Genomic DNA, 25,534 nt, shown 5'->3' on the forward strand with positions numbered 1-25,534 from the left:
CGCAGATGACGAGGATCAGCTACGGCGGCGACTACAACCCGGAGCAGTGGCCGGAGCAGGTGCGGGCCGATGACGTGGCCGCGATGGTGCGCGCAGGGGTCACCCTCGTCACCGTCGGCGTCTTCTCGTGGGGCACCCTGCAGCCGGATCCCGACACGTGGGACAGCGCCTGGCTCCACCGGGTGGTCGACGACCTCTGGGCCGCTGGCATCGCCGTCGACCTGGCCACCCCGACGGCGTCGCCGCCGCCCTGGCTCGGCACCCTCCACCCGGAGACCCTCGCGGTCACGGAGGACGGCGTCCGCCTGGGCCACGGGTCGAGGAACCACTTCTGCCCCAGCTCGCCGGTCTACCGCGCGGCCTGCCTCGACGTGGCCCGCCGACTGGGTGAGGAGTTCGGCGACCATCCCGGCGTGACGCTGTGGCACGTCGGCAACGAGTACGGTCAGCGCTGCCTCTGCGACCTGTGCGCCGAGGGGTTCCGGGCCTGGCTGCGCTCCCGGTACGGGTCCCTGGAGGTGCTGAACGAGGCCTGGGGGACCGCCTTCTGGAGCCAGCACTACTCCTCCTGGGCGCAGGTGGGGGTGCCGCGCCGCGTGCCGTACCTGCTCAACCCCGCCCAGTGGCTCGACCACCGCCGCTTCGTGTCCGACCTGCTGCTCGACTGCTACCGGGACCAGCGGGATGTGCTGCGGCCGCTCGTCGGCGGACGGCCCATCACCACGAACTTCATGGGCTTCTTCGAGCTCGCCGACTACCGGTCCTGGGCCGCCGAGGTCGACGTCGTCACCGACGACCACTACGGCGACCCGGCCGACCAGGAGCAGCCCTCGCGCACCGCCCTGGTCCACGAGCTCATGCGTTCGCTCGGGAACGGCCGGTGGCTCATGATGGAGCAGGCCATGGGGGCGGTGAACTGGCGGCGGCACAACGTGCCGAAGACCAGCTCGCAGCGTCGCCGGGACGTGCTGCGGGCCGTCGCCTACGGCGCGGACGGCGTGCTCAGCTTCCAGTGGCGGCAGTCCCGCTCCGGCTCGGAACGCTTCCACTCCGCCATGCTCCCCAATGCCGGCGAGGACTCACGGCTGCACCGCGACGTGGTCGCGCTCGGCGCGGAGCTCGCGCGGCTCGACGGCGTCGCCGGGGCCCCCGTCGGAGGCCGCGTCGCGATGCTCTTCGACTGGGACTCCTGGTGGGCCGCGCGCGAGCCGAGCGTCCCGTCGCGCGACCGTGACCCGCTGGAGACGCTGCACGCCTGGTACCGCCCGCTGTGGGAGCGGGGGATCCGGGTCGACCTGGTCGCCTCCACCTCCGACCTGGGCGGCTACGACCTCGTGCTGGCGCCGTCGCAGCACCTGCTCCGCCCCGAGGCGTTGGCTGGCCTGCGCACGCACCTGGCCCGTGGCGGTCAGCTCGTCATGGGGCCGTTCTCCGCCGTCGTCGATGGGAACACCGCGCTGCTGCCCGGCCCCTTCCCGGCCGGGCTGACCGACCTGCTCGGCGCCCGCGGCGAACAGTGGTGGCCCCTCGCGGCGCCGATCGGCGTCGCCTCGGCCGACCTCGGCGACTTCGAGGTGACAGGCTGGGCCGAGCAGCTGACCCTGACGGGTGGCCGGCCCGGCGCCTCCTTCCTGCACCCCGACCTCGGGCCTGCGATCGTCACCTCGGCCACCTGCGGGTTCACCTACCTGGCCTGCGACCTGCCCCCGGCCCGGCTCGCCGACCTGCTCGACGGCGCACTCGCGGCGGTCGGGATCCTGCCCGACCTGGGCGTGCTGGCCGACGTCGGCGGCGCCGAGATCGCCGTCCGGGGCGGCGTCACCTTCGCCCTCAACAACACCCCGGCCCCGCTGACGCTGACGCTGCGCGGACCGGCCACCGATGTCCTCACCGGCGCGGGCTTCGACCGCGTCGCCCCCCTGCCGCCCGGCGGCGTCGTTGCCCTGAGAGAGGTCCACCCATGAAGTTCACCGACGGCTACTGGCTGCTCCGGCCCGGCGTCACCGAACTGCGTCCCCGCGCCATCGCCGAGGTCGAGCGGACGGCCGACCGCATCGTGGCGCACGCCCCCACCCGGCCCGTCGCGAGCCGCGGCGACACCCTCAACTGCCCGCAGCTGACGGTGACGCTCGACTCGCCCGCCGAGGGCATCATCGGGGTGACCATCGAACACTGGGACCAGAGAGTGCCCGAGCCCCGGTTCCGGCTGGCGGAGGGCTCGCCCGAGGTGAGTGTCGCGAGCGCCGACGGCTGGTCCACCCTGACCAGCGGGACGCTGACCGCCGCGCTGCGGGAGACCACCCCCTGGCAGCTGGACTTCCGCAGCGGCGGCCGTGTCCTGACGTCGTCGACCGAGCGGTCCATCGGCGCCCTGACGGTCGCGGGCGAGGGGCACTTCGTCCGGGAGCAGCTGACGATCGCGCCCGGCGAGCACCTCTACGGCCTCGGCGAGCGGTTCGGCCCGCTCGTCAAGAACGGGCAGAGCGTCGACATCTGGCAGGCCGACGGCGGCACCTCGAGCGACCAGGCCTACAAGAACGTGCCCCTCTACCTCAGCGACCGCGGCTACGGCGTCTTCGTCGACCATCCGGAGCGCGTGTCCTACGAGCTGGCCACCGAGTCGGTCTCCCGGGCCCAGTTCTCGGTGGCGGGGCAGCGGCTCCGCTACCTGGTCATCGACGGCCCGACCCCGGCCGACGTGCTCCGCCGCTACACGGCACTGACAGGGCGCCCCGCGAAGGTGCCCGCCTGGAGCTACGGGCTGTGGCTGTCGACCAGCTTCACCACCGAGTACGACGAGGCGACCGTCAGCAGCTTCATCGACGGGATGGCGGAGCGGGACCTGCCGCTGTCGGTGTTCCACTTCGACTGCTTCTGGATGCGGGGCTTCCACTGGTCCGACTTCACGTGGGACCCGGCCACCTTCCCCGACCCGGACGCGATGCTGGCCCGGCTCAAGGCGAAGGGGCTGCGCATCTGCGCCTGGATCAACCCGTACATCGCGCGCCGCTCTGCGCTGTTCGAGGAGGGCCGCGACCTCGGCTACCTCGTCCGCCGCGCCGACGGCTCCGTGTGGCAGTGGGACCTGTGGCAGGCGGGCATGGCGCTGGTCGACTTCACCAACCCCGATGCGAAGGCCTGGTATCTGGGCAGGCTCCGCGGCCTGCTCGACCAGGGGGTCGACTGCTTCAAGACGGACTTCGGCGAGCGGATCCCCACCGACGTTGTCTGGCACGACGGCTCCGACCCGATGCGGATGCACAACTACTACACGCACCTCTACAACGAGGCCGTCTTCGACCTGCTCACGGAGGTCCGCGGCGAGGGGGAGGCGGTGCTGTTCGCCCGCTCCGCCACCGCGGGGGGCCAGCAGTTCCCGGTCCACTGGGGCGGCGACTGCGAGTCCACCTTCCCCGCCATGGCCGAGTCGCTGCGCGGCGGGCTCAGCCTCGCATCGTCGGGCTTCGGGTTCTGGAGCCACGACATCGGCGGCTTCGAGGGCACCCCCGACGCGACCGTGTTCAAGCGCTGGCTGGCGTTCGGCCTGCTCAGCAGCCATTCGCGGCTGCACGGGTCCGACTCGTACCGCGTGCCGTGGGCCTTCGACGAGGAGGCGGTCGACGTCACCCGTGAGTTCACCCGGCTGAAGCTGTCGCTCATGCCGTACCTCGTCCGGCTGGGCGACCTCGCCCATGAGCAGGGCACCCCCGTCATGCGGCCGATGTACTTCGAGTTCCCCGACGACCCGGGCACAGCCGGGGTTGAACTGCAGTACATGCTGGGCGACCAGCTGCTGGTCGCGCCGGTGCTGAGCGAGGACGGCGAGGTGACGTTCTACGTGCCGGAGGGCACCTGGACGAGCGTCCTCGACGGCTCGAGCGTCACCGGCCCCCGCTGGGTGCGGCAACGCCACGACTTCCACTCGGTGCCGCTGCTGGCGCGCCCCGGCGCGGTGCTGCCGCGCGGCGCCGTCAACGACCGACCCGAGTACGACTGGGCCGACGGCGTCACGCTCGAGCTGTACGGCTGGGAGCCGGGCATGTCGCGGACCGTCGTCGTGCCGCGGCCCGACGGCGCCGACGCCGTCTTCGAGGTGTCGGCCGACGCGGACGGGGTCCTGGTGCGGGCGCAGGACGCCCCGGCGGCCTGGTCGGTCCGCCACGCGGGCGCGGAGAGCGTCCACGCAGCCGGCCCGGAGGTCCGACTGCCCTTCGCCTGAGGGGCCCCGCTCAGCCGAAGCGGCCGGTGATGTAGTCCTCGGTGGCCTTCTGATCCGGGTTGTGGAAGATCTTCTCGGTCGAGCCGATCTCGATCAGCTCGCCCGGCTTGCCGTGCTCGCGCAGGTTGAAGAACGCCGTCTGGTCGGAGACCCGGGCCGCCTGCTGCATGTTGTGCGTCACGATGACGACCGTATAGGTCTCCTTCAGCTGCTTGATCAGGTCCTCGATCGCCAGCGTCGAGATCGGGTCGAGCGCGGAGCAGGGCTCGTCCATCAGCAGGACGTCGGGGTGGACGGCGATGGCACGGGCGATGCACAGGCGCTGCTGCTGGCCGCCCGACAGGCCGGAGCCGGGACGCTCCAGGCGGTCCTTGACCTCCTTCCAGAGGTTCGCGCCGCGCAGGGACTGCTCCACGATCTCGTCCGCCTCGGAGCGGCTCAGCCGCGACTTGTTGAGGCGGACGCCGGCCAGCACGTTCTCCTTGATGCTCATGGTGGGGAACGGGTTGGGCCGCTGGAACACCATGCCCACCTGTCGCCGCACCCGCACCGGGTCGACCGCCGGGTCGTACAGGTCGACGCCGTCGAGCAGCACGCTGCCGGTGCTGTAGGCGCCGGGGATGACCTCGTGCATGCGGTTCAGAGACCGCAGCACCGTCGACTTGCCGCAGCCGGAGGAGCCGATGAAGGCCGTGACGGAGCGGGGCTCGACGACCATGCTGACGTCTTTGACGGCGTGGAACTTGCCGTAGTAGATGTTGAGATCCTTGATCTCGATGCGCTTGGACATGGGTTCCTTCTCGGGTCAGCGGCCGGTCTTGGGAGCGAACTTCCAGGCGACGAGGCGCCCGATCAGGTTCAGTCCCATGACGATGATGATGAGGGTCAGCGCGCCGGCCCAGGCGCGGTCGATGTAGTTCTGCGGGTCGGTGCCCGGCGTCGTGTACTCGTAGTAGACGAACACGGGCAGCGTCGCCATCTCGTTGGCGAACGCGTTGAGGTTCATGGAGGCCGTGATGCCCGCCGTCACGAGCAGCGGGGCCGTCTCGCCGATCACGCGGGCGATGCCGAGGATCACGCCGGTGACGATGCCGCCGATCGACGTCGGCAGGACGATGCGCCAGATCGTGCGGTACTTCGGCACCCCGAGCGCGTAGGACGCCTCCCGCAGCTCGTTGGGCACCAGCCGCAGCATCTCCTCCGTGGAGCGGACCACGGTGGGGATCATCAGCACGGACAGCGCGGCGGCGCCCGAGATGCCGTTGTTGGTGCCGGGGCCCATCAGCATCGAGAAGATCGTGTAGGCGAACAGTCCCGCCACGATCGACGGGATGCCCGTCATCACGTCGACGAAGAAGCGGATCGTCCTGGCCAGCAGCGCCGCCTTTCCGGTGGTGCCATACTCGACGAGGAAGATCGCCGACATGATGCCGATCGGCACCGAGATCAGCGTCGCCAGGCTCGTGACGATCAGGGTGCCCCAGATGGCGTGGACGGCGCCGCCGCCGGCGCCGATGATGTTGCGCATCGAAGAGCTGAAGAACTCGCCGTCAAAGCGGGTGAGACCCTTCGACAGCGTCCCCCAGATCACAGAGACCAGCGGGAACAGGGCCAGCACGAAGAAGGAGGTGACGACGTTGCGGGCGAGCCGGTCGGTCGCCTTGCGGCGCCCCTCGACGGCGCTGGACAGCGCGAAGTTCGTCACGAAGTAGATGAGGGTGCCGAGCAGCAGGCCGGCCAGCGCCGAGGTGATGCCGCCCACCAGCAGGACCCCGAAGCTGAACGCCATCGAGGCGGCCAGGAGTCCCAGGGACGTGAACCGCGGCAGCTGCGCCGAGTTGAGGATGTTGCGCGGCTGGGCCGCGGTCTGGGTGGCGGTCATCAGTTGGCTCCGGAGAACTCGGACCGCCGGGCGACGATGGCCCGGGCGCCCATGTTGACGATGAGGGTGATGAGGAACAGGACCAGGCCGGAGGCGATCAACTGGTTGCGTGCCAGCCCGTAGGCCTCCGGGAACTGCAGTGCGATGTTCGCGGCGATCGAGTTCGGGTTGGACGACGTCAGCAGCAGCGTGTGGAAGCCGTTGCCGGGGGAGAGGACCATGGCCACGGCCATCGTCTCGCCGAGTGCCCTGCCGAGCCCGAGCATGCAGGCAGACACGATGCCGGGGGTCCCGAACGGCAGCACAGCCTGGCGGATCATCTCCCAGCGGGTCGCGCCCAGCGCCAGGGACGCCTCCTCGTGGAGGCGCGGGGTCTGCAGGAACACCTCGCGGGACACCGCGGTGATGATCGGCAGGACCATGACGGCGAGCACGAGGGCCACCGTCAAGATCGTGCGGCCGGTGCCGGACACCGTCCCGCCGAACAGCCAGGACAGTCCCCACACGTCGCCGAAGTTCGTGTTGAGCCAGACGTAAGCGGGCTGCAGCATCGGGGCGAGCACGTTGATGCCCCACAGACCGAACACGACCGAGGGCACGGCGGCCAACAGGTCGATGATGTAGCCCAGGCTGACGGCCAGCCGCCGCGGCGCGTAGTGGGTGATGAACAGTGCCACACCGAGGGCGACGGGCACGGCGAACAGCATCGCCAGCCCCGCCGCCCAGATGGTGCCCGCCGCGTACGGGAACACCCAGGACCAGAAGGCGCCGTAGGGCAGGTCCGCGGCCGGGGAGGTGATGGCCGGGAAGGACAGGACGGTCAGGAACGTCGCGACCGCCGCGAGGATGAGGAGGATGCCGGTGCCGGAGGCTGTGGCCGTGCCCTTGAACAGAGTGTCCCCGTAGCGACGGCGGTCGCCCCGCAGGGCGTCGAGGGCTGCGGACCTCTCCGCGGCGCTCGGCTCCGTGGTGTCGGTGGTCATGACGGTTCTCCTGGTGGTGCTGAGATGGCCTGTCCTGAGCCGCGGAACGCGCCCACCCTGCTCGGATGGGCGCGTCGCGGTCGACTCAGTTCGTCGGGATCACTTGATCGAATCGACGGCGGCGATGACCTTCTCACGCAGCGTATCGGACAGCGGCGCGGAACCCGCGGTCTCGGCGGCGGCCGACTGGCCCTCTTCCGACACGATGAGGCTCAGGTAGCCCTTCACGAGCGCGGCCTTCTCGGCGTCCTGGTACTCGGAGCACGCGATGACGTAGGAGACCAGCACGATCGGGTAGCCGGCGGCCCGGCGGTCGAGCTTGATGGCGATGTCGCCCGCCGCACGGCCCTCCTCGAGCGGTGAGTTCTCGACGGCGGCGGCCGCCGCGCCCTCGGTCGGAAGCTCGAAGGCGCCGTCGGGGCCGATCATCGCGACGCTGGCCGCGCCGGCCTGGGAGGCGTCGGCGTAGCCGATGGTGCCCTTGCCGCTGGTGACGGCCTGCACGACACCGGAGGTGCCCTTCGCGGCCTCCCCGCCCTGGACCGGCCATTCCTGCGAGGGCTTGTCGGTCCAGACGCCCTCCGCGGCGACCGCGAGATAGTCGGTGAAGTTCTCGGTGGTGCCGGACTCGTCGGAGCGGTGCACCGGCGTGACGGCGAGATCCGGGAAGTTGACGCCTGGGTTGAGGGCGGCGATGGCCGGGTCGTTCCAGTTGGTGATCTCACCGCGGAAGAGCTTCGCGAGGACCTCCGGGGTCAGCTTGAGGTCGGTGACACCCTCGACGCTGAAGATCACGGCGATCGGCGACACGTAGACCGGGACGTCGATGGCGGTCGAGGTCGGGGTGCAGCCGGCGAACGCGCCGGCGACATTCTCCTCGATCTTCAGTGCGCGATCGGATCCGGCGAAGTCGGCGCCGCCGGCCATGAAGGCCTCGCGGCCGGCGCCGGAGCCGTCGGGCGAGTAGTTGACGGTGACGGCCGGGTTGGCGGTCTGGAACAGAGCGGTCCAGGTCTCCTGGGCGACCTTCGCGGAGGAGGCGCCCTTGGCCGACAGGGTGCCGGAGAGCTCAACGGCCGGGGTGCCGGGGGCCGAGGTGGTGCCGGCCGAGCCGGTCGAGTCCGCCGACGGGGTGCCGGCCGGAACCTCGTTGGCGGCGCAGGCGGTGAGTAGCAGCGCGGCGGAGAGGCCGAGGGCGGCGGTGAGACGAATCTTCATTCGGGGAGTTACCTTCCGGAACGTGTGGGGTGTCGGGCCGTGAGGCCCGCGCCGGTGACCCGGCTTCGCTTCGGAGGCTAGGCGCGCAAGGTGACGACTTGGCTGGCCGATGGTGAACGGAAGGTGAACGATGCGGAAGGGTTTCCCCTCCCCGGCTCCGGCGGTCAGGCCGTGGGCTTGTGGACCTCCACCGCGAGCCGTCGTCCCTCGTCGTCGCGGTGGATGACGATCACCTCGCTCACCACCATGGGCCGGGGGTCCAGCCCGAGCCCCTCGAACATCGACGGCAGCACCGGCCGGTGCCCGCAGATGGCCGTCGGCACCTCGAGCCCGGCGAGCAGCCCCGCCATGTACCGGCGCACGTCCTTGGGGCGGACGGTGCCTTCCTCCTCCGTGAGCATCTCCTCGGCGTGGAGGGACAGGCCCCGCTCGGCGGCGTACGGCGCCAGCGTCTGCATGCACCTGGCGGACGACGACGAGATCAGTTCCTGCGTCCCGTAGGCGCCGAGCAGCGGCCGCAGCCTGTCCGCCTGCCTCCTGCCGCGCGCGGTGATCCGGCGGTCCTGGTCCCTGCCGCTCCAGTCCTTGCGGAGCATCGCCTTCGCGTGGCGCACAAGCAGCAGCGGGGTGCTGTGCGGGGCCAGCAACGCGGCACTCAACACGCGACGCTCGTCGGCGTAGGTCATCTTCTTCATCGCCTGCGCGATCGACATCCAACGCACCTTGTCGACCTCCGCGTTGGGCTCGAAGGGGCCCTCGTGGACGACCTCGGCCCTCCAGTAGTCGACGGTCTTGGCGCCCTTGGGCACGTTGTAGCGGATCCGGGGGAGCCGCATCCCGAGGCTGACGGTGACACCCGTCTCCTCGAGGACCTCACGCACCGCCGTCACGGGCGGCAGCTCCGCGACCTTCCCCTTTCCCTTCGGCAGCGACCAGTCGTTGTACCGACCCCGGTGGATCAGCAGCACCTCGATGTCGTCGCCGGTGCCGCGCAGCGCGACCGCACCCGCGGCCCGGATCTTCGCCTTCTTGCTCATCGCGAGGAACGCCGTGCGGCCGTCTGCTGGATGAGGCTCTCTTGGAGATCGGTGAGCGGGTGCCCGTCAGCGTCCGTGGTGTGGCAGGTCCATGTGTCGTCCAGGAGTTCCCAGTGCACCGTCTCCGGCGAGAAGGCCTGCTCGAACAGGCTCTCGATCTGGCGGATGTGGGCCGGGTTGGAGAGAGCGACGATCGCCTCGACGCGCCGATCCAGGTTGCGGTGCATCAGGTCGGCCGAGCCGATACCCACCCGGGGATTCCCGCCCCCGGCGAACCAGAAGACCCGGGAGTGCTCGAGGAACCGCCCGAGGATCGACCGGACCCGGAGGTTCTCGCTCAGCCCGGGAACGCCCGGGCGGATGGTGCAGATGCCCCGGATCAGCATGTCGACGGGGACGCCGGCCTGGGAGGCCCGGTACAGCGCGTCGATGATGGCCTCGTCGACGACAGAGTTCGTCTTGATCTTGATGCCCGACGGCAGGCCCTTCCGGTGGTTGGCGATCTCCTCCTCGATGTAGTCGATCAGCCCCTTGCGGATGCCGTGGGGGGCGACCAGCAGGCGCCGGTAGTTGGTCTCCTGCGTCATGCCTGAGAGGTGGTTGAACAGGCGGGCGACGTCGTCGGTGATGACCGGGTTCGACGTCAGCAGCCCCATGTCCTCGTACTGGCGGGCCGTCTTCGGGTTGTAGTTGCCGGTGCCGATGTGGGCGTAGCGGCGGAGTCCGTCGCCCTCCTCGCGCACCACGAGCGCCAGCTTGCAGTGGGTCTTGAGGCCGAGCATGCCGTAGACGACGTGCACGCCGTACTTCTCGAGCTTGCGGGCCCAGCCGATGTTGTTCTGCTCGTCGAAGCGGGCCTTGATCTCGACGATGGCGAGCACCTGCTTGCCTGCCTGGGCCGCCTCGATCAGGGCGTCGACGATGGGGGAGTCTCCCGACGTGCGGTAGAGCGTCTGCTTGATGGCCAGCACGGCCGGGTCGGCGGCCGCCTGCTCGATGAACCGCTGCACCGAGGTGGCGAACGAGTCGTACGGGTGCTGCACCAGCACGTCGCGCAGCTTCAGCGCCTTGAACAGGTCGGCGGGGCGGGCGCTCTCGACCTCGGCGAGGCTGGGGTGCGTGATCGGGAGGAAGTTCGGGTAGAGGAGGTCCTCGCGCTTCGACTCGCTCAACGCGAACAGGCCCGTGAGATCGAGCGGGGCCGCGATGCGGAACACCTCGTTCTCGTGAACGTCCAGCTCCGCCATCAGCATCTCGAGCATGCGCTCGTCGATGTCGTCCTCGACCTCGAGGCGGACCGGAGGGCGGCCGACCTTGCGGCGCAGGAGCTCCTTCTCCAAGGCGAACAGGAGGTTCTCGGCGTCGTCCTCCTCGACCTCGATGTCCTCGTTCCGCGTCACCCGGAAGGTGGTGTGGGACTGCACCTGCATGCCGGTGAACAGCTGGCCGAGGTGGCGGGAGATGATCTCCTCGAGCGGCACGTAGCGGCCCTCGCCGAGCTTGACGTAGCGGGCCAGCAGCGGCGGCACCTTGACGCGCGCGAACTGACGGGAGCCCGTCGCCGGGTTCCGGAGCAGCACGGCCAGGTTGATCGACAGCCCCGAGATGTAGGGGAACGGATGCGACGGATCCACCGCCAGCGGCGTCAGGACGGGGAAGATCCGCTCGGCGAAGAACTCCCGCATCCTGTCCTTCTCGGCGGCCGTCAGCTCGTCCCACTTCAGGATCTCGATGCCCTCCGCGGCCAGGGCGGGACGGATCTCGTTCTGGAACAGCGCCGACTGTTCGGTCACCAGGTCGGCCACGGCCGCCAGCAGCTCGTCGTGCAGTTCGCCGGGCATCTTGCCGGTGACAGTGGGGACGGCGACGCCGGCGGCGATGCGGCGCTTGAGGCCGGCGACGCGGACCATGAAGAACTCGTCGAGATTCGAGGAGAAGATGGCGAGGAACCGCGCCCTCTCGATGAGCGGGACGCGCGTGGCGTCGCGGGCCTGATCGAGGACCCGGTTGTTGAACGCGAGCCAGGACAACTCACGGTCGAGGTAACGGTCCGCGGGCAGAGGGGTCTCGCTCACTGGGGGGTCTCTTTCATCCGGAAGCTCGTGTCCACCTGGGCGACCTCGAAGCCGGCGTTGCGGTACATCCGCACGACCCGCTCCTGGTCGCCCTCCACATAGAGCTGCACGCGGTCGTCGCCGTGGCCGTGCAGATAGGACAGGCCCGCCGCGAGGAGGACGGCGCCGAGCCCCCTGCCCTCGTGGCCGGGGGCGACCGCGATGACGTAGACCTCGCCGAGGCCGCCACCGTGCCGCTTCGTCCAGTGGAAGCCGACGACCTCGTCGCCGTGCACGGCGACGAAGAGGCCCGCCGGGTCGAACCACGGCTGCGCCGTCAACTGGTCGAACTCGGCGACGGTGAGCCTGCCCTGCTCCGGGTGGTGCGCGAAGGCGGCGGCGTTGACGGCCACCACCTGCTCGCGGAACTCGGGGCGGTACGTCGTGATCCGGTACCCCTCGGGGCGGCGGGGACGGCGATGGCCCCGAGGGGACGCTCCATCCGCAGCAGTGCCCGGACGGGGGTCAGCCCGGCCCGCGTCGCCAGCTCCGTCGCGCCAGGGAGAGTGCCGAACGCCCACACCGAGTAGCCCGGGTAGTTGGCCAGCGCCTCCGCGAGCAGCTCCGTGGCGACGCCGTCGCCGCGATGGCCCGGGTGGACCCCCACCAGCAGCGTCTTGTCGCGCTCGTCGACCACCACGAAGCCGTAGGGGTCGGAGCGCAGCCCCATGAAGAAGAAGTCGGCGTCACGGAGCCCCTCGATGCCGAGCAGCGCGGACTCGTTGACCGGCGAGATGCCGTCGTGTTCCGCGATCTGCTCGACGAGGCGACGCAGCGCATCGCGCATCGTCTCCGTCAGAGGGGACAGGTTAACCAACACGTTGCGCCTCCCGCGTACTTGCGAACCGATAGCCCACGTTACGCACCGTACCGATGTAGGTGTCGAACTGGCCGAGCTTGGCGCGGAGCCGACGGACATGGACGTCGACGGTGCGGGTGCCGCCGTAGTAGTCGTAGCCCCACACCTGGCTCACGAGCGTCTCGCGGGACAGGACCCGGCCGGGATGCTGCATCAGGTAGCGCAGCAGCTCGAACTCCGTGTAGGTCAGGTCGAGCGGCTCGCCTTCGATGCTGGCCGAGTAGGCCGCCGGGTCGACGCGGATCGGGCCCGCCACCAGCAGATCGGGATCGCTGCCCGTGCGGGCCAGGATGCGGATCCGGGCCTCCAGCTCGGCGGGTTCGCTGCCCGCCACGATGAAGTCGGTGAAACCCCATTCCGTGGAGATCAGCGCCAGCCCCGCGACCGGCACGAACAGCAGGATGGGGGCGGTCCCCGCGAGCGAGCGGCAGGCGGCGCGCGCGCCAGCCAGGTCGCTGCGGGCGTCGATCAACACCACATCGGCTGCGGTGCCCTCGGCAAGGGCCTGGGCCGCTGAGTGGACCCGCGAGACCTGGTGGCTCAGCAGGGCGAGTTCGGCGGGGGGCTCGGCCTCGGAGATGAGAAGCACTTCGCTCAAGCTTCCTCCTTCAGCCGGACGACGCGAGTATCTTATCGCCCCACGTCGCTGGCCCATCATCGGTGGCCAGGGCCCCGGACGGGGCGGATGTTTGTAGGATTCGGGCCATGGTGCAGCGCGTGCCCGATGAGTACTTCCGGGCGCGGGCGGCGGAATCGGACGACGTGGGGCCACAGCAGCCCCCGCGTTGGATGCCGCAATCGTCCGCGGTGCGGTCCGTCGCGCCCGGACGGGTCCGCGAGGGGGTCGCCTGGCGCCCGCTCGTCGTGACGCTCGTCCTGGCGGTCGCGATCTCCTTCGTGCTGGGCCGGGCGTTCCTGTTCCCGCCCATCCCGCGGGTGCAGCCTCCCCAGCCGACCACGGCCCCGTCGGCGACCGTCACGCCGACGGCACTGCCCAGGTCGACGCCGGAGCAGGCGGCCTCCGTCGTCCGCGTCGTCACGGCCACCGGCGCCTGCCTGGAGGACACGGGCGAACCGGTGGTGTCCGCGCTGGTCGACGGCGACGCCTCGACGATCTGGCGGTGCCCGGGAGACGGGGCCGGGGAGGCCATCGATTTCGGCTTCGGGCGCAAGGTGCAGCTGATCGGGGTGCGGCTGGTCAACGGCAACACCGCCTGGCCCGACCGCTATCTCGCCGAGCGGCAGATCACGCGGATCCGCTGGACCTTCCCCGACGGCTCGTTCTTCGAGCAGGGGCTGGCCGTCAACGGCCGCGGCCCGCAGGAGGTGCGCTTCCCGCCGGTGAGGACCAACGGGGCGCGGCTCGAGGTCGTCTCCGCCACCCCGCCCGGCGAGGAGGGGGAGCGGGTCGACGCCGTGTCGATCAGTCTCCTGGAGTTCCTCGGCCCCTCCTGACGGGCCTCACTGCCAGTCGTCGGTGTCGATCACGATCGTCACCGGCCCGTCGTTGACCGAGGCCACCTGCATGTCTGCGCCGAAGCGGCCCCGCTCCACCGTCGCGCCCAGCAGCTCGAGTTCGCGGCAGAAGTGCTCGACCAGCGGCTCGCTGACCGGGCCGGGGGCGGCTCGACTCCAGGAGGGACGTCGGCCCTTGCGGGTCGAGGCGTAGAGCGTGAACTGGCTCACCACCAGGACGGGGGCGTCCCTGTCGCTGGCCGACGCCTCATCGTCGAGGATCCGCAGCCCCCAGATCTTGCGCGCCAGCGCGGCGCACTGCTCGGGCCCGTCGTCGTGCCCGACGCCGACGAGGACGAGGAGGCCGGGGCGGGGGAGTTCGCCCACCACCTCGGTTCCGACGGTCACGGAGGCGGAACGGACCCTGGTCACAACAACGCGCATGGGCTCCATTGTGGCGGTTCGTATACTGACCGCCATGGGAACGATCCTCGTGTGGGTGCTGATCGTCTTCGCCGCCGGCACCAGCCTGCTCGCGTTGACCGCGCTCGGGGTCGTCCTGTGGAGCCTGCGCGGGCAGCTACGAGGAGACAAGCGTGAACATTGACATCGAGGTGCCTGAGGGCCTCAACCCGAGCCTGACCGCCCTTGGCTGGCTGGTCGGACGTTGGGAGGGCACCGGCAACGGCACCGACCATGAGGGCAATGCGTTCGAGTTCGAGCAGCGCATCGAGTTCAGCCACAACGGCGGCGACTACCTCTTCTATGCGTCGCAGACGTTCGAGATCGGGGCCGACGGCGCCGAGTCCGTGCCGTCGGGGATGGAGGCCGGCTTCTGGCGGCCCCAGCCCGACGCGTCGCTCGAGGTCGTCCTCACCAGCGCAGACGGCTGGACCGAGGTGCTCGTCGGCAAGATCGCCGTCACCCGCATCGACCTGGTCACTGACGCGGTCGTACGCACCTCGTCGGCCACCGTCTCCCACTCGGCGGGGCAGCGGCTCTACGGCAAGGTCGAGGGGGACCTGATGTATGCGCTGGACCGCGCGACCACCGAACACGAACTGCGCCCGCACATGTGGGCCCGGCTGAAGAGGGCCTGATGGTTGTCCTGGTTGAATCCGGTCCCGACGCGGGCCTGCCCTGGCACTTCGGCAACCCCGTCGCCGAGGCTCGCTCGCTCGAGAAGGGCGACGGTGTGGTCGACCTCGGGAACCGCGAGGTCGTCGAGATCGCCGGCCCGGAACGGCTGAGCTGGCTGCACGCGATCACCTCGCAGCACCTGGAGAAGCTGCCGGTGGGGGAGTCGACCACGGCGCTGATCCTCTCTCCCACGGGCCACATCGAGCACATCCTCTACGGCGTCGATGACGGGGAGAGTTTCCTCGCCTGGACGGAGCCCGGCCGGGGGGAGCAGTTGGCCCGCTACCTCGACATGATGCGGTTCGCCGCCCGGGTCGAGGTGCGGCGCCGCGACGACCTCTCCGTCGCCTGGGTCGGTCACACCGTCGCCGTCGACGCGTCGTGGCGGCGCCGGGACAGCGACCTGGGGGGCCTGGAGGTGTTCGTGCCGCAGGGCGCGGAGCTCCAACCCACCGTCGGCACGTGGGCCTTCGAGGCCATGCGGATCGCGGCCGGCGCACCGCGGATCCATGTGGACACCGACCACAAGACGCTGCCCAACGAGATCGGCCTCGTCGGGGTGCACCTGCAGAAGGGCTGCTACCGGGGCCAGGAGACCGTGGCCCGGGTCCACAACCTCGGACGGCCACCGCGTCGGCTCGTGCAGCTGCTGCTGGACGGCTCGCGCTCGGAGCTACCGGCGGCGGGAGCCGCTGTCCTGCACGGCGACAAGGAGGTGGGCTTCGTCGGGTCGGCGGCCCGCCACCACGAGCTCGGCCCTGTCGCGCTGGCGCTGGTCAAGCGGAACGTGCCGGTGGAGGCGACCCTGCTCGTCGACGGGCAGGCGGCCGCGCAGGAGGTGCTTGTGGACCCGGACGTCGGCCTGCACATCCGTCCGCAGCTGGGGTGAGCCCAGGGGAGCTCGTGTGACGGCGGCTGCGGCCCGCGTCTTGGCGCTGAAGTCATCGGCGGGCCTCCTGGGCTGCGGTTGACCGGAGGCCGGTCAGCCGCGGTCGCGTCGCCCACGTGGGCGACCTCGCTCAGGGCTGTCGGATCAGCCGCAGCGGATCAAGCGTGAAACTGGCCCCTCCGCCAGCGACTCCTTGACCCGAGGAGATCAGGGTTAGGGTGTGTTCTCCGGCGGTCAGGTCCAGGGGCACTGGCAGGTGCTCCGGGCTGTTGTACACGCCGGAGCTGACGTAGAGATTCACCTCGATGGGGTCGACGACTCCGGTGAAGTCGTCGGTGATCCCTACAGGCTGCCCGTCCACCTCGAACTGGACCTTGCCGTAGCTGTTGGCCTTGACCATCTGGGGCTGGAGTGCCCAGGTGCCGGTGGTGGGGACGGTGAACCTGGCGGAGTAGCGGTTGCCGATCGTGGGGTTGGGAGCGAAGAGTTGGGAGCCGCCGGAGAGCATGGGCTGGCTGTTGATCGTCCATGCGGTGTCGCCTGGAAGTGTCAGGCCTCTGGTTTCCATTTCCTGGTAGTGGGTCTCGGTTGCTGAGCGCGTGAATGTGTAGGGCACGGTGACAGCGCTGGAGTTGCCGGCTTCGTCTATGGCCTTGACGGTCAGGGTGCTGGTGCCGGTGACTCCCGGGGGAAGTGTGAGGGTCGCGGTTCCGTTGCTGGCCTTGATGATTCCTCGGGTGGCGTCGGTTACCTGGCCCGCAGACAGGCACGTATGGCCCGTCGTGGAAGGGACTGTCGTGGAGTTGAAGGCGTAGGCGTATCCGGCGATCCGGCTGTCGCTGGGTACGCTCAGGGTGAAGGTTCCTCCTGTGTGATCGCCGACGACCGTTACCGGGTCCGCTGTGACCGATTCGCGGCCGATGGGATGGGTGAACGACTTCATGTCCGGGATGGCAGGGACGGTCGTGTCGACGGTGAAGGGCACCGGTGTTGTCCATGGGCTGGTGCTGCTTGTGCCATCTGTGAGGGCGGTGACGGTGCGGGCCCGGATTCGGTAGTCGCCGTCGGCCAAGGTGTATCCCGTCGTCCAGGAAACGTTGACGCCGCGCTGGGTCCTGATGGTGCCGAGTGCCCCGACTTGGGTGTCGGAAGTGGCTCGGAGGATCTGGAACTGGACGTCGATGGGCACGGGGCCGTTGGAGTTGAATTCCCTGCCGGTGGCGGAGAAGGTTGGCTGCTTGGTCCTGGCGTAGGTCCGGCCTGTGCAGGCCAGGGCGTTGCCGAGTGTGAGCCCCGTTGGTGTGCCGGCTGGGAAGATGTATTGGACTGTCAGTGACGGGTTGTTGTCGAAGCGTTTCCAGCCGTATTTGTCCGACTCGTTGGGGGCGCGCAGCCCGAAGTTGATCACGCCGCTCTTGGCGCTGGCGCTCACATAGTTGGCGAGGTTCGCCGAAGTGAATTGCAGGCCGCCGACTCCCGCCCGGCCTCCTGTCTCGAGGAGCGATCCGAGGGGGCCGGGCCAGGCGGTCGAGCTGTTGAACGCGGATGCCTGATGCACCTGAACGTTGGAGGATGCGGCGGAGCCGTTGTGGACCTGGTTGAGGTTCAGCGTGGCCTTTGCGATTACGGGGTTGGCGCCCTCCCACGTCTTGAGTGTCGCAATGTTGAAGGAGAAGTAGGCGCGCGCGGAGTAGTAGGGCGTGCAGCCGGACCAGCCGCAGTAGCCGACGCGCAGGGTCTCGGCGCTGTTGTTGTAGTAGGACGACGCGTTGCTTCGGACGACGAGGTAGTTCAGGCGGCTCGGCCCGATCGAGGGGTCGATGAAGACCGGGTAGGTGACGTCCGCGCCAGTGAGTTCCTCGGCCTCGGGTGTCAGGGTGAGAACTGTCGTGTGCCTTTGGATCGACTCGGCCTCCACCGGTACTTCAATGAGGGAGTCCCCGCTCGAGGTTGCGCTCGGCTCTGTGCCGGCGGCAGCGGTTGAGTCCCACATCATCGGGGCTGGAGAGACGAGCAGCGCGTCACCCGTCGACGACACCATTTGCGTGCTCCCATCGGAGCGGGTCTCGAAGGTCAGGGTCGGTGAGCTTAGTGTGTTCCGGCGAGGTCAGTCGTGACCTTCGGCCATAACCGAGGTGGTTTCAGCGAGTGGCTGACAGCATCATGCCCTGGCAGGGTAATTGATTCTCCGACGGGGTCGGCTAATGGGGGCCCCGACGATTATCGCCCGGGGTGTGCCTGTTAGGGTTCCCGGCAAGTCCAGCAATTGAGGCAAATGGTGGCGATGCTGGGGTCTGGAGTAGCAATGGTGCTGGCAGGTCTTCGGCGTCTCCCCGTCGTGCTTACTACCCTTCTTGTCTGCCTTGGATTGGTCCTTACGGCCGCCCCGCCCGCTGGGGCCGACGAGTCTGAGATTCCGAAGAACTGGGCGCCCAAGCCTCAAGTCTGGAAGCCGCTGGTGGCGGTGGACGACCCTGAGGCGGCCTCGGACAAGGGCCAGCAGCCAACGGCCTCGGCTCCTGAGTTGCCGGAGTGGCCCGATGCCAAGACGGCAGTCAGTGACGAGAGCGCATCAACTCCGGTTGAGGTCGGTGGACTGCCGGTGGCGGTCGAGGCTGCAGGGGGCGCCGATATTGAGGTGTTGGCCCGGGCCGAGGTTGAGCAGCTCGGGGTGGACGGGGTCGTCGTGGCTGTCTCAACGGCCGTGGATGAGGCGGACCTCGCCGTGACGATCGGCTACGAGGGGTTCGCCGACGCGGGTGGCGCGGGGTTTGGTGAGCGTCTCACGGCCGTCTCGCTGCCTGAGTGTGCACTTACCACTCCGGAGGATCCTCAGTGTCAGGTCCAGACCCCGCTGCCGAGCGTCAACGACCCGGTTGGGCAGACCGTCTCGGCCCAGCTATCCGAGGCGGACGGCGGCTTCGTCAGCGCGGACACCGTCGTGGAAGACTCGACCGCGGGTTCGAATGCCAGGGCTGCAAGGACCGTCGTTGCACTCGCGGCAGCCGCCTCGGGCTCGAACGGTTCGTTCGCGGCCTCCTCGCTTGCCCCTTCGTCGAAATGGGGGTCTCGGGAGGTACCGGCGCGTTCACCTGGAGCTATCCGATGATCACACCACCGGCTGGAAACCAGAGCGAAGTCACGCCTGATGTGGCGATCTCCTACAACTCTGCCGCCGTCGATGGGCGGATCGCGTCGACGAACAACCAGCCCGGATGGATCGGCCAGGGGTGGAGCTACGAGGCGGGGTATATCGAGCGCAGCTATCTCGCCTGCGCCGACACCCCCGCAGGTGCCGGGCGTCAGGATCTCCGCTGGCAGGGTGAGGTGCTGAACCTGTCACTTGGGGCCAACTCCGCGACGTTGATTAAGGACGATGCCTCGGGAACGTGGCATCCGCAGGAGGACAACGGCACCCTCGTGGAGCGGCGCACGGGGGCCGATAACGGCGCTAAGGACGGCGAGTATTGGCGCCTGACTATGCCCGACGGAACCGTCTACGAGTTTGGCCGTAACTATGGCCCTGGCCGGACCACCCAGGAGCCGACCGAATCCACCTGGACCGTTCCGGTCTACGGGGTAAAGGCGGGTGATCCCTGCCACTCGAGCGCCGGGTTTGCCAGTTCGCGATGCATTCAGGCCTGGCGATGGAACCTCGACTATGTCGAGGATGCCAACGGCAATGCGGCGATGTACTACTACAACAAGGAAACCAACTACTACAACGCGAACCTGGGCTCGACCTTGGTGCAGTATGTGCGTGGCGGTTCGTTGAAGCGGATCGAGTACGGCCTGACCAACAGGTCTGGATCCGTCTACGGTGCCTCCGCCACCGCCAAGATCGAGTTCACGATGGCGGAGCGCTGCATCCCCACAAGCGCGTTCACCTGCGCCGAGGCCCTGTTCACGGCAGCCAACGCCATCTATTGGCCTGATACGCCCCAGGATCAGGCTTGTGCCGCGTCTGGGGTCTGTAACAACTGGGCACCGAGTTTCTGGTCTCGGAAGCGGCTCATCAGGGTCGATATGTATGCCGGGCAGCCCGGCTCGCTGAAGAAGCTGGACAGCTATGCCCTCGAGCAATCCTACCCGGACGATGGTGACAAGGCGCTGTGGTTGAAGTCGATCACTCACACGGGCTACACGGAGTCTGGCGCCGCGCTGACTGAGCCGCCCGTTACTTTCAATGGGATCCTGATGGATAACCGCGTCGATGGCTATCGTGCGCTCGCCCCGATGCTGATGTGGCGGGTGTCCTCCATCGTCGCGGAGAACGGTGCCGTTACCCAGGTGACGTACTCCACCAAGGACTGCACCGCTTCCAGCGTCCCGAACACGGGGTCGTTGCAGGACAACACCCGTCGATGTTTTCCGGTGAAGTGGGCCTCCCCAGGGCAGAGCACCTCGTCCGTGGATTTCTTCCACAAGTACGTGGTCGAGGCGGTGCGGACGATCGACCCGGCGGGCGTGTCGCCATCGCAGCTCAGCTCCTATACCTACGTGGGCACGCCGGCCTGGCACTTCGACGACAACGAGCTGGTGAAGGCGGCCGACCGCACCTATGGCCAGTTCCGCGGCTATCAGCAGGTGGAGACGTGGAGACCCGGACCGGTGATCCCACGGTCAATACGGTCAACGGTGCCGATAAGCAGACTTTAACGAAGACCTGGTATTTCCGCGGGATGCATGGCGACCAGCTCCCCAGTGGCTCCCGAAGCGTCACGGTCACCAACTCGCTCGGCGAGTCCGCCACGGACTACGAGTATCTCAACGGTCAGGTCTACGAGACGCAGACCTTTGACGGTGCCACGCTGCTGAGTAAGAGTCTCTCCGAGTTCCTCAAGGTGGCTACGACGGCGACCCACGCGCGGACCGGTCTACCGGCGGCAGAGGCGGTCGTGACTGTCTCGCCGCGTAACCGGTCGATCTCCACGATCGCCGCTGGCGGCACGCATGCCGTCACCACAGCGACGCGGTTCGACTCCTTGGGCCGTGCCCTGGCCGTCACCGAGAGCGCCGACGGGAAGCCCTCCGTCTGCACCACGACCAGCTACGCCACCAACCCGACGCGCAACATCCTGCTGCTACCTGCGGAGCAGAACCGGTACGCGGGCGCGTGCCCGGGGTCCGGCGCGCCGACAGGAGAGTTGCTCGACTCGCAGCGCTACTTCTATGACGGCTCCACAACACTTGGTGCGGTTCCCGGCGCAGGCAACATGACGCAGGGCAGTTCCGCGGTGACAAACACGGCCGGGACCGTCGAGTACGCCACCACGAAGAACACCTTCGACGCGTACGGGCGGGCGGTGAGCGCCACCGAATACACTGGCCCAGCCGACACGGTCGGCCGGACCTTCACGACCAGCTTCACGCCCGCCAGCGGTGTGGCCACGTCGATGAAGACCACCAACCCGCTTGGCCAGTCCCAGACCCAGATCCTCGACCTGCGTGGACGGCCGACCAAGGTGACGACAGTGGCCGGGATGGTCACCGAGGTGGAGTATGACGCGCTGGGGCGGATCGTGGCAGTGTGGGAGCCCGGTTTTCCCCGAAGCGGGCCGGCGACCACGAAGCACACCTACGCCGTGTCTCCCAACGGCGTCGATGCCATCACCACCCAGCAGGCCGTCTCCGACGGGTCCGCGATCACCTACACGACCACGATCCAGCTCTTCGACAAGTTTGCGCAACTTGTGCAGACCCAGAGCGATGCCGCTGGCGGGGGCCGGGTAATTGACGACGTGGCCTACGACTCGCACGGCTGGGCTGTTAAGACCAACAACCATTGGTATGCGCTCGGGGCGCCGGCGGCGTCCCTGGTCACCACGGCCGACTCGACCATCGACTCGCGCACGGTGGCCAAGTACGACCAGGCTGGTCGTCCCGTCGAGACGATCTCGTATCGCGGCCTGGTGGAGTCGCGACGGTCAAAGACGATCTACGGCGGGGACCGGATCACCCAGATCCCGCCGGCGGGGGGTACCACAACCCAGGCCATCTTCGATTCCCTCGGTAACACGGTCGAGCTGCGCCTCTACAAGACCGCGCCCACTGTCTCCGGAAGCACCGTGACCGGGGGAACCTTCACGTCCACCAAGTACGAGCACGACCACGACGGGCAGATGGTCAAGCTGACCGATGCCTCCGGGGCGGTGTGGACGAGCAGCTATGACCTGGCGGGACGGTTGATCTCGTCGAGTGACCCTGATGCCGGGACCAGCACGTTTGCCTACAACCACACGGGCGAGTTGCTGTCGACTACAGATGCCCGCGGCGGTGCTGGCGCGGTGGTCTACGGCTACGACGTGCTTGGGCGCAAGACGTCGGTGCGCAGTGGCTCTCCGCTGGTGCTGCAGGGGGAGTGGACCTACGACACCCTGAAGCCGGGTCTGCCGACCCTCGCCAAGACGTATCTGAGGGGCAATCAGGCGAATGTGCTTGTTGAGGAGGTCACGGGCTACAACGGCTTCGGTCTGCCTACCGGGACGAAGACGACGGTGCCTGCGAGTGAAGGTGCGTTGGCGGGTTCCTATGCCACGACCGTCAGCTACACGCCGACGGGGAGTATCAAGACGGCCACTCTGCCTGCGGCCGGGGGGCTCGCGGCCGAGACGTTGACCTACGGGTATGACGCGCAAGGCCTGGCGACCACCATGACGGGGGCCAACCAGTACGTCACCGAGACCGTCTACAACCCGTTTGGGCAGACGACCCAGGTCACTGGGCGGGAGGGCGGAACCCTGGTGTGGTCCACCACCCAGGACCCGGAGACGCTGCAGGTCACCTCCTCCACGCTGTCGGCGGCATCGGCGCAGCCTCAGGTTGCCCGCCACGCCTACACCTACGACCAGGCCGGCAAGATCACCCGGATTGATTCGGGGCTCCACTATGCCGCCTCGGGCCAGCCGAACGTGCGGACGGTGTGTTACAAGTTTGATCCGCTTCAGCGGTTGACTGATGCGTGGACGGCGACGGATCAATGCCAGACGGCCCCGACGGCGACGGCGAACAGCCAGGTTGGTGGCGTGATGCCGCTGTGGCAGTCGTGGACGTTTGATGATGTTGGGAACCGGCTGACCTCGAAGGTGAACAAGGTTGTCGCCGCGTCGGCTCTGGCGCCCACCTCATCTACCTACGCCTACGGGACCGCAGGGCACGCGCATGCGTTGACCAGCCACGCGACGGTGACGGGCACCATGACGAAGACCGCCTCCTACACCTACGACGCGGCGGGCAACACGGTGTCTCGGACGGTCGCTGGCAGCACCCAGACGAATGTGTGGAACCCGGATGGTTCGCTGGCGTCTGTCAGTGCGGGGAGCCAGGTCTCTAGGTTCGTCTACAGCGCGGCCGGTTCTGAGGTGCTGCGCACTGATCCGGCGGGGACCACCTTGTTCCTGGGGGTATGGATCTGGTGTTGTCCGGGTCGACGGTGAAGGCGACCCGGTACTACTCGTATGACGGGCAGACGATTGCGCAGCGCAGTCCTGATGGTGTGAGGGCGTTCTTCTCGGATCAGGTGGGTACCAGTCATACCGCGGTTGACTGGAGCAATCTTGCCACGGTGACGAGGCGGGTCAGTGACCCGTATGGCAATGAGGTTGCCATGGCTAAGGGGCCGTGGGTGAACGGGCGGGGGTTCCTGGATCAGCCGGTGGATTCTTCGACTGGTCTGGTTGATATGGGGGTGCGGAAGTATGACCCACAGACGGGCCGGTTCATTTCGGTGGATCCGGTGTTGGATCCGTCGAATCCGTTGTCGTTGAATGGTTATTCGTATACCAATGGTGATCCGGTCAATGATGCTGATCCGTCGGGTGCGTGGTCGTGGAAGTCGGTGTTGAACGCGGGGAAGAATTTCGTCGCGGGTGCTGGGAAGTATGTGGTGCAGTCGGCTGTCGAGATGGGGCAGTTGGGTGCGACGGCGGCGTTGTGGGTGTCGGGGAAGAAGTGGTCGGAGGCGTCTCAGACGGCGTCGCGGTGGGCGAATGGGGCGATGAACGCTTATTCGCGGTTCGAGGACAGGATGGGGGTGAATCGGAACTCGGCTGCGTATAGGGCTGGTTATACGACGGCGATGGTGGTCGACACGGTGTCGAGCTTGATCTCGCCCGCGAAGGGAGCTCTGAAGCTGGCAGCGAAACTTGCCGTGAAGGCCGTGACCAAGGTGGGTGTGAAGCAGGCTGCTCGGGGTGTGACGCGAGCGGCTGTCGCTACAGGGGCACGCAACTCGAGGGTCGTGCTGGCGGGGGCGAAGAAGAGCGTGACGTCGGTGAAGTCGGCTCTTGTGAAGTCGAACCCGGCTGGGAAGCGGGCCGCAGGCGTTGGTGCGGGCAAGGCAGCCTCGTCTGGCAAGCGCATCGATGTGGGGCCTTCTGCGGCTCAGGGGTGCAGTTTCTCCGGGGAGACGACTGTGTTGATGGCCGATGGGTCTCATCGCCCGATCAGTGAGGTGCGGCCGGGCGATGAGGTGATCGCTACTGATCCTGAGACTGGGGAGCAGGGTCCTCGTGTGGTGGTCGACACCTTCGCTCATGAGGACGCCACGGTCGAGTTGGTGGTCGACGGGGAGGTGCTGGTCACTACCGAGGATCATCCGTTCTGGTCGGAGGACGAGGAAGCGTTTGTTCGGGCGGACAGCCTGCGGGAGGGTGAGCGTCTGCTTGGTGCTGATGGCGACTTGGTGACGGTGTCGCGTCCGGTGGTGGTGTCGGCGACGGTGCGTGAGGTTGCGTATAACCTGTTCATCAGTGAGGTTCACACGTATCATGTGGGGACCGACGCGGTCCTCGTCCACAACACCTGCGGCCCCGCAAACGGCGGACGGGCCATCTTTGAAATCCATCCGCGAGTGCTGACGCAACTCGACGACCCGAGGCTCGGAGCGCTCACAAGCAAGCTGAATCCCGAAGCGCTCCAGGACTTGGCGCACAATCCGAGCGCGCAATATATGATGGACACCGCTAGCGGACACATCAATATAGTTCAGGAGATCGACGGCGTGCTTTTGCGGTTAACCACGGCGAGTGATGAGTTCAAGATCATCTCTGTCGGCCGAATGCGCCCGAGTCAACTTCGGAACGGCTTGAGCTGGGGGCGATTCGTACTGATCGGTTCAGGAGGCTGACGCATGGCGACCTTGAAGATACGCGATATTATGAGGTGGGCCGCTACGTCTGGTCAGCCAGAGGCGGAGCCGGGATCCAGTGGGTACTGTTTCCAGATCCGATTCGACGGTCCTCCGTACCCAGTAATCGATGAGGATTTCGTGAACCGCGTGATCGTCGCAGCCAGTGCCCAGGGGGTGGTGAGGATCACCTTCGATGACCAGGGTCTGTTGAGGTCTATTGACTTCTCGTGAAGTGTTTTCGGTGTCTGGTTGTGGTCATCCAGTCGCACAGGGTCTGATGGAGGTTCCGATCCGCGAGAGCACGGGTGACCCATGCCGGTGCCGAGGGGTTGCTATACGGATGGAGGAGGTGGCCGTATTGCCACCTGCGACCGTGCGAGAGGTTCCGTGCGGCTTGTTCGTGACTGAGGTCCACGTGTATCATCTGGGCTCAGGTGCGGGACTTGTCTGCAATGATTGTGGTGTCGCGACCGCTGGACGGATCGTCTTTCAGGTCCCCTCCGCGCGTCTCTCGTGGATCACGGGCCATGTGACGGGCTCAGTTTCATCTCTGTCGGCCAAGTGTGGCCGAGTGAAGTTCCGGATGGCCTCAGGAGAGGGCGTTTCGT

At 68.0% G+C, this 25,534-nt stretch carries 21 protein-coding genes; 10 read left to right on the forward strand and 11 right to left on the reverse strand.

Annotation, left to right across the window (positions count from 1 at the left end; genetic code table 11):
* The first annotated feature begins 5 nt into the window (after nt 1-5).
* A complete protein-coding gene (locus tag H9L22_RS00065) occupies nt 6-1,964 on the forward strand; it encodes a beta-galactosidase (RefSeq protein WP_187721102.1) in 1,959 nt (652 codons plus the stop codon).
* Nucleotides 1,961-4,219 (forward strand): alpha-xylosidase, encoded by a 2,259-nt coding sequence (gene yicI, locus H9L22_RS00070; protein ID WP_187721103.1) that lies wholly within the window; start codon nt 1,961-1,963, stop codon nt 4,217-4,219. Before H9L22_RS00065 ends, yicI begins: the two co-directional genes overlap by 4 nt.
* A gap of 10 nt (nt 4,220-4,229) precedes the next feature.
* Here yicI and pstB read toward each other — a convergent pair whose 3' ends face one another.
* From pstB to H9L22_RS00110, 9 genes are all read right to left on the reverse strand, one after another.
* Entirely contained in the window at nt 4,230-5,009 is a 780-nt protein-coding gene (gene pstB, locus H9L22_RS00075) for a phosphate ABC transporter ATP-binding protein PstB (protein WP_187721104.1), read from the reverse strand.
* A gap of 15 nt (nt 5,010-5,024) precedes the next feature.
* Complete coding sequence (gene pstA / locus H9L22_RS00080) at nt 5,025-6,101, reverse strand: phosphate ABC transporter permease PstA (RefSeq protein WP_187721105.1); 1,077 nt, start codon at nt 6,099-6,101, stop codon at nt 5,025-5,027.
* Nucleotides 6,101-7,084, reverse strand: coding sequence for a phosphate ABC transporter permease subunit PstC (gene pstC / locus H9L22_RS00085; RefSeq protein ID WP_187721106.1), 984 nt, complete (start codon nt 7,082-7,084; stop codon nt 6,101-6,103). The genes pstA and pstC overlap by 1 nt, the downstream gene beginning before the upstream one ends.
* Before the next feature lie 99 nt (nt 7,085-7,183).
* Entirely contained in the window at nt 7,184-8,302 is a 1,119-nt protein-coding gene (pstS, locus tag H9L22_RS00090) for a phosphate ABC transporter substrate-binding protein PstS (RefSeq protein ID WP_187721107.1), read from the reverse strand.
* A gap of 164 nt (nt 8,303-8,466) precedes the next feature.
* Complete coding sequence (locus H9L22_RS00095; protein ID WP_187721108.1) at nt 8,467-9,339, reverse strand: NUDIX hydrolase; 873 nt, start codon at nt 9,337-9,339, stop codon at nt 8,467-8,469.
* The gene (locus tag H9L22_RS00100; RefSeq protein WP_187721109.1) at nt 9,336-11,414 is read right to left on the reverse strand and encodes an RNA degradosome polyphosphate kinase; all 2,079 of its coding nucleotides are present in this window, start codon (nt 11,412-11,414) and stop codon (nt 9,336-9,338) included. Before H9L22_RS00100 ends, H9L22_RS00095 begins: the two co-directional genes overlap by 4 nt.
* The gene (locus H9L22_RS00105; protein WP_264292508.1) at nt 11,411-11,806 is read right to left on the reverse strand and encodes a GNAT family N-acetyltransferase; all 396 of its coding nucleotides are present in this window, start codon (nt 11,804-11,806) and stop codon (nt 11,411-11,413) included. The genes H9L22_RS00100 and H9L22_RS00105 overlap by 4 nt, the downstream gene beginning before the upstream one ends.
* Nucleotides 11,731-12,273, reverse strand: a complete 543-nt coding sequence (locus tag H9L22_RS18175; protein WP_226965999.1) for a GNAT family N-acetyltransferase — start codon at nt 12,271-12,273, stop codon at nt 11,731-11,733. The genes H9L22_RS00105 and H9L22_RS18175 overlap by 76 nt, the downstream gene beginning before the upstream one ends.
* A complete protein-coding gene (locus H9L22_RS00110) occupies nt 12,263-12,901 on the reverse strand; it encodes a winged helix-turn-helix transcriptional regulator (protein ID WP_320060625.1) in 639 nt (212 codons plus the stop codon). Before H9L22_RS00110 ends, H9L22_RS18175 begins: the two co-directional genes overlap by 11 nt.
* Nucleotides 12,902-13,017: 116 nt before the next feature.
* Here H9L22_RS00110 and H9L22_RS00115 point away from each other — a divergent pair, with 116 nt between their 5' ends.
* Complete coding sequence (locus tag H9L22_RS00115) at nt 13,018-13,767, forward strand: NADase-type glycan-binding domain-containing protein (RefSeq protein ID WP_187721112.1); 750 nt, start codon at nt 13,018-13,020, stop codon at nt 13,765-13,767.
* A 6-nt stretch (nt 13,768-13,773) separates the two neighbouring features.
* On the opposite strand, the gene dtd is transcribed toward H9L22_RS00115, so the two are convergent.
* On the reverse strand, nt 13,774-14,211 hold the full coding sequence (gene dtd, locus H9L22_RS00120; protein ID WP_187721113.1) for a D-aminoacyl-tRNA deacylase: 438 nt from the start codon (nt 14,209-14,211) through the stop codon (nt 13,774-13,776).
* Between the two features lie 34 nt (nt 14,212-14,245).
* Here dtd and H9L22_RS19360 point away from each other — a divergent pair, with 34 nt between their 5' ends.
* From H9L22_RS19360 to ygfZ, 3 genes are read left to right on the forward strand one after another with little or no spacing between them, the layout of a single operon-like run.
* Nucleotides 14,246-14,374 (forward strand): hypothetical protein, encoded by a 129-nt coding sequence (locus H9L22_RS19360; protein ID WP_264292509.1) that lies wholly within the window; start codon nt 14,246-14,248, stop codon nt 14,372-14,374.
* A complete protein-coding gene (locus H9L22_RS00125; protein ID WP_226966000.1) occupies nt 14,364-14,867 on the forward strand; it encodes an FABP family protein in 504 nt (167 codons plus the stop codon). Before H9L22_RS19360 ends, H9L22_RS00125 begins: the two co-directional genes overlap by 11 nt.
* A complete protein-coding gene (ygfZ, locus tag H9L22_RS00130) occupies nt 14,867-15,796 on the forward strand; it encodes a CAF17-like 4Fe-4S cluster assembly/insertion protein YgfZ (RefSeq protein WP_187721114.1) in 930 nt (309 codons plus the stop codon). Before H9L22_RS00125 ends, ygfZ begins: the two co-directional genes overlap by 1 nt.
* A gap of 130 nt (nt 15,797-15,926) precedes the next feature.
* Here ygfZ and H9L22_RS00135 read toward each other — a convergent pair whose 3' ends face one another.
* Nucleotides 15,927-17,837 carry a hypothetical protein gene (locus H9L22_RS00135; RefSeq protein ID WP_187721115.1) on the reverse strand — a complete coding sequence of 637 codons (1,911 nt, stop codon included), beginning with the start codon at nt 17,835-17,837 and terminating at the stop codon, nt 15,927-15,929.
* Between the two features lie 264 nt (nt 17,838-18,101).
* On the opposite strand from H9L22_RS00135, the gene H9L22_RS00140 reads away from it, so the two are divergent.
* From H9L22_RS00140 to H9L22_RS00155, 4 genes are read left to right on the forward strand one after another with little or no spacing between them, the layout of a single operon-like run.
* Nucleotides 18,102-18,905, forward strand: coding sequence for a hypothetical protein (locus H9L22_RS00140; protein WP_187721116.1), 804 nt, complete (start codon nt 18,102-18,104; stop codon nt 18,903-18,905).
* The gene (locus tag H9L22_RS00145; RefSeq protein WP_187721117.1) at nt 18,902-20,455 is read left to right on the forward strand and encodes a hypothetical protein; all 1,554 of its coding nucleotides are present in this window, start codon (nt 18,902-18,904) and stop codon (nt 20,453-20,455) included. Before H9L22_RS00140 ends, H9L22_RS00145 begins: the two co-directional genes overlap by 4 nt.
* Nucleotides 20,456-20,478: 23 nt before the next feature.
* Entirely contained in the window at nt 20,479-23,232 is a 2,754-nt protein-coding gene (locus H9L22_RS00150; protein WP_187721118.1) for an RHS repeat protein, read from the forward strand.
* Nucleotides 23,202-24,923 (forward strand): polymorphic toxin-type HINT domain-containing protein, encoded by a 1,722-nt coding sequence (locus tag H9L22_RS00155; protein ID WP_187721119.1) that lies wholly within the window; start codon nt 23,202-23,204, stop codon nt 24,921-24,923. Before H9L22_RS00150 ends, H9L22_RS00155 begins: the two co-directional genes overlap by 31 nt.
* Nucleotides 24,924-25,534: the final 611 nt, after the last annotated feature.

Origin of the sequence: Tessaracoccus defluvii (genome assembly GCF_014489575.1) — a bacterium.
GTDB lineage: Bacteria > Actinomycetota > Actinomycetes > Propionibacteriales > Propionibacteriaceae > Arachnia > Arachnia defluvii.